Consider the following 3,991-nt stretch of genomic DNA (forward strand, 5'->3'; position numbering starts at 1 on the left):
CCGCGGCGTGCGCGGCGCGCAGCTCCAGCAGCCGCGCGGTCGGCAGCGCGTCCCCGGCCCGCCCGAGCGCCACCCGCGCCCGGGTGGAGGCCCGCAGCAGCTCCAGCGGGTCCGCCGCGCTCACCCCACACCTGCCGTCAGCGCACGGACCGCCGCGGGGGCCAGCTCCTTGAGCCGTCCGTCCGGTGCCAGCATGTCCATGGTGGACAGCCACCCCTCGAACTCGGGGGCGGGACGCAGGCCCAGCACCTGACGGGCGTAGAGCGCGTCGTGGAAGGACAGCGACTGGTAGTGGAGCATCACGTCGTCGCCGCCGGGCACGCAGATCACGAATGAGCAACCGGCCGCGCCGAGCAGGGTGAGCAGGGCGTCGGTGTCGTCGGCGTCGGCCTCGGCGTGGTTGGTGTAGCAGACGTCGACGCCCATCGGGACACCCAGCAGCTTCCCGCACAGGTGGTCCTCCAGACCGGCGCGGGTGATCTGCTTGCCGTCGTGGAGGTACTCCGGCCCGATGAACCCGACGACGGTGTTGACCAGAAGCGGGTCGAACGCCCGGCACACGGCGTAGGCGCGGGCTTCGAGGGTCTGCTGGTCGACGCCGTGGTGGGCGTCGGCGGACAGCGCGGAGCCCTGCCCGGTCTCGAAGTACATGCAGTTCGTGCCGACGGTGCCCCGGCCCAGCGACAGCGCCGCGTCGTGTGCCTCGCGCAGCATCGCCAGGGTCACCCCGAACCCGGTGTTCGCCGCCTCGGTGCCGGCGACGGACTGGAACACCAGGTCCACCGGGGCACCGCGCTCCATGATCTCGATGGAGGTCGTGACGTGGGCGAGCACGCAGGACTGGGTGGGGATGTCGTAGCGGGTGCGCACCTCGTCGATCAGGTGCAGCAGGTCGGTGGTGCGCTGCGGCGAGTCGGTCGCCGGGTTGATGCCGATGACGGCGTCGCCGCAGCCGAGCAGCAGCCCGTCGACGATGGACGCGGTCACCCCGGCCGGGTCGTCGGTGGGGTGGTTGGGCTGCAGCCGGGTCGCCATCGTGCCGGGCAGCCCGACCGTCGAGCGGAACGCGGTGACGACCGGGGTGCGCCGCGCGACGGCGATCAGGTCCTGCAGCCGCATCAGCTTGGCCGTCGCCGCGACCATCTCCGGGGTCAGGCCGGGCGCGAGTGCGGTGGTGTCGGTGGACGGGTCGAGCAGGTGCTCACGGAACCCGCCGACGGTCATCGACGCGACCGGGGCGAACGCCGCGCGGTCGTGCGAGTCGACGATCAACCGGGTCACCTCGTCGTCCTCGTAGGGGACGACCTGCTCGGTCAGGAACGTCGCGAGCGGCAGGTCGGCGAGCACCGTCTGGGCGGCCACGCGCTCGGACTCCGAGCGGGCGGCGACACCGGCCAGCACGTCCCCGGAGCGTTCCGGGGTGGCGGCGGCCAGCAGCGCCCGCAGGTCCGCGAACTCGTGGGTGTGCCCCCCGACGGAGGCCCTGCGGGTCGTCACGTGAGCTCGGCCTCCGCCTGTGCCAGCGCCGCGAATTCCTCGTCGGGGGCCGCGGCGACCAGGTGGTGTCGGGAGTAGAGCGCGAAGTACAGCATGAACAGGGCGAAGGCGCCGAGGGTCGCGCCCGCCGCGACCGGGTCGACGAGGAACGTCGCGATGACGGCGAGCACGGCGACGACCAGCGCGAACCCGGTCGTGACGACGCCGCCGGGGGTCCGGTAGGGCCGCGGCATCTCCGGCGCGGTCCGGCGCAGCACGATGTGGCTGACCATCATCAGCACGTACGACAGCGCGGCCCCGAAGACCGCCATGTTCAGCAGCACGTCCCCCTGCCCGGTCAGCGAGAGCAGGAACCCGATCGCGCCGGGGACGATCAGGGCGAGGGTGGGCGCCTTGCGGCTGTTGGTCACCGACAGCACCCGCGGCAGGTACCCGGCACGCGACAGCGCGAAGGTCTGGCGGGAGTAGGCGTAGATGATGGAGAAGAAGCTCGCGACGAGCCCGGCCAGACCGACGTAGTTGACGACGACCCCGGCGGTCGACCCGCCGAGCGCCTCGACGAGCGGGTTGCCCGACTCCGACAGCGCCTGCGCGCCGAGCGCGCCGGTCGCGAGGACCAGCACCAGCGCCCCGGTGACGAGCAGGACCAGCATCGCGGCGACGATCCCGCGGGGCACGTTGCGCTCGGGGTCGCGTGCCTCCTCCGCGGCCAGCGGGACGCCCTCCAGCGCGAGGAAGAACCAGATCGCGAACGGCACCGCCGACCAGATCCCCAGGTAGCCGAACGGCAGGAACGGTGACGCCCCGGCGGCCGCGGTCGGCGCGATGTCGACGAGGTTCGCGGCGTCGAACAGCGGCACGGCGGCGACGGCGAAGATCAGCAGCCCGAGAACGGCGATCGCGGTGATCACGAACATGACCTTGAGGGCCTCGCCGACCCCGGCGATGTGGATACCGATGAACACCAGGTAGGCGGCGAGGTAGACCCACCAGCCGTCGGTGATCCCGAACAGGCCGAGTGACTCGACGTAGGCGCCGATGAAGGTGGCGATCGCCGCGGGGGCGATGGCGTACTCGATGAGGATCGCGGTGCCGGTCGCGAACCCGCCCCACGGGCCCAGCGCGCGGCGGGCGAAGGTGTAGCCGCCGCCCGCGGCGGGCAGCGCCGAGGACAGCTCGGCCATGCCCAGCACCATCGCGAAGTACATGCCCGCGATGACGACACCGGCGATCAGCAGCCCGCCGAACCCGCCCTGGGCGAGGCCGAAGTTCCAGCCGGAGTAGTCGCCGGAGATGACGTAGCTGACGCCGAGCCCGGCGAGCAGGACCCAGCCCGCCGCCCCGGTCCGCAGCTGTCGTCGTTCCAGGTACTCCGACGGATCGTGGGCCATGGCGTCCTCCCGGGCACGTCCTCGCCGACGGAACCGTCGGTGTGGGGACAAGCTAGGGAGTGCGGGCCGGACCGGGGTAGGGCCGCGCGGGGTAACCGTGTGAAGAGTGTGTGTCCGCCGCGGGGTGCGGGGCGGTGCGGGGCGGTGGCGCCCGCACCGCCCCGCACCGGGGTGCTCAGTCCGCGAGCTTGCTGATCGCCTGCGCCCAGAGGAAGAACTTGTTGGTGCCCAGGTCACGGACGGTCGTGATGTTGAACGCCTCCTTGAGGAGCTTCGCGTCGCCCTCGGAGACGCCCTTCAGCGCGTCGACGGGGGCGTCGGCCAGCTCCTCGACGCCCTTGCCCTCGTACGCCTTGTCGACCTTGCCGGCGATGTCGCCCACGACTGCTCCTTCCCGATGCGGCCCGGGGCCGCGTCCTACGGATGTGCGTGGGCCAGCCTGGCAGTGATCGTTGCGGGACCGAACGACCGACACCCGTGACTCGGTGAACGGGCGAGCGGGCCGCCGAGCGTGATCCCGCGGCGGTCAGTTCCCGCCCTGGCCACCCCCGCCGGGCCCGCCGCCAGGACGGCCCGGCGTCGCCTCGACGGTGGCCTGCGGCAGCAGGACCTGCTGGCCGTCGTCGAGGCCGGACCGCACCTCGGTGAACTGGTCGCCCACCAGGCCGGGGACGAACTGCCGGGTCACCGCGGCGCCGTCGTCGCCGGGCACGTCGACGACCGAGCGGCCGCCCTCCTGCCGGACGGCGGTGTTCGGCACCCGCAGCACCCCGTTGCGGGCCTCGGTGCGCACGTCGGCCTGCGCGGTCTGGCCGTCGCGCAGCTGCGGGTCGGTGCGGTTCAGCACGACGGTCGCGTAGTAGCTCACGACGCCCGACAGCTGCGTCGCGGTCGGCGCGACGGCCACCACGGTCGCCGGCAGGCTCACCCCGGGCAGCGCGTCGACGGTGACGTCGACGGTCTGGTTCGGCGCGACCCGCGCGGCGTCGCTCTCCTCGAACGGGACGATCAGCTGATAGGTCTGCAGGTCGTTGAGGGTGAGGAACGGCGCCCCGCCCGCCGCGGACGCGCCGCCACCGGCGGCCCCCGCGCCGCCCGAGGCC

At 73.2% G+C, this 3,991-nt stretch carries 5 protein-coding genes; all 5 read right to left on the reverse strand.

Annotated elements, in window-relative coordinates; all coding sequences use genetic code 11:
- A partial coding sequence (locus GTW08_RS32880) for an ethanolamine ammonia-lyase light chain EutC (RefSeq protein ID WP_346009867.1) occupies positions 1-214 on the reverse strand: 214 nt, incomplete at its 3' end.
- A complete protein-coding gene (locus GTW08_RS06755; RefSeq protein WP_161151583.1) occupies positions 121-1,497 on the reverse strand; it encodes an ethanolamine ammonia-lyase subunit EutB in 1,377 nt (458 codons plus the stop codon). The genes GTW08_RS06755 and GTW08_RS32880, both read right to left, overlap by 94 nt.
- A complete protein-coding gene (eat, locus tag GTW08_RS06760; RefSeq protein WP_161151584.1) occupies positions 1,494-2,888 on the reverse strand; it encodes an ethanolamine permease in 1,395 nt (464 codons plus the stop codon). Before eat ends, GTW08_RS06755 begins: the two co-directional genes overlap by 4 nt.
- A gap of 175 nt (positions 2,889-3,063) precedes the next feature.
- Complete coding sequence (locus tag GTW08_RS06765) at positions 3,064-3,270, reverse strand: hypothetical protein (protein WP_161151585.1); 207 nt, start codon at positions 3,268-3,270, stop codon at positions 3,064-3,066.
- A 144-nt stretch (positions 3,271-3,414) separates the two neighbouring features.
- Positions 3,415-3,991, reverse strand: a 577-nt coding sequence (locus tag GTW08_RS06770) for an efflux RND transporter periplasmic adaptor subunit (protein WP_161151586.1), incomplete at its 5' end; no start/stop codon positions are given.

Source organism: Pseudonocardia sp. SID8383 (assembly GCF_009864975.1).
In the GTDB taxonomy this organism is placed as follows: domain Bacteria; phylum Actinomycetota; class Actinomycetes; order Mycobacteriales; family Pseudonocardiaceae; genus Pseudonocardia; species Pseudonocardia alni.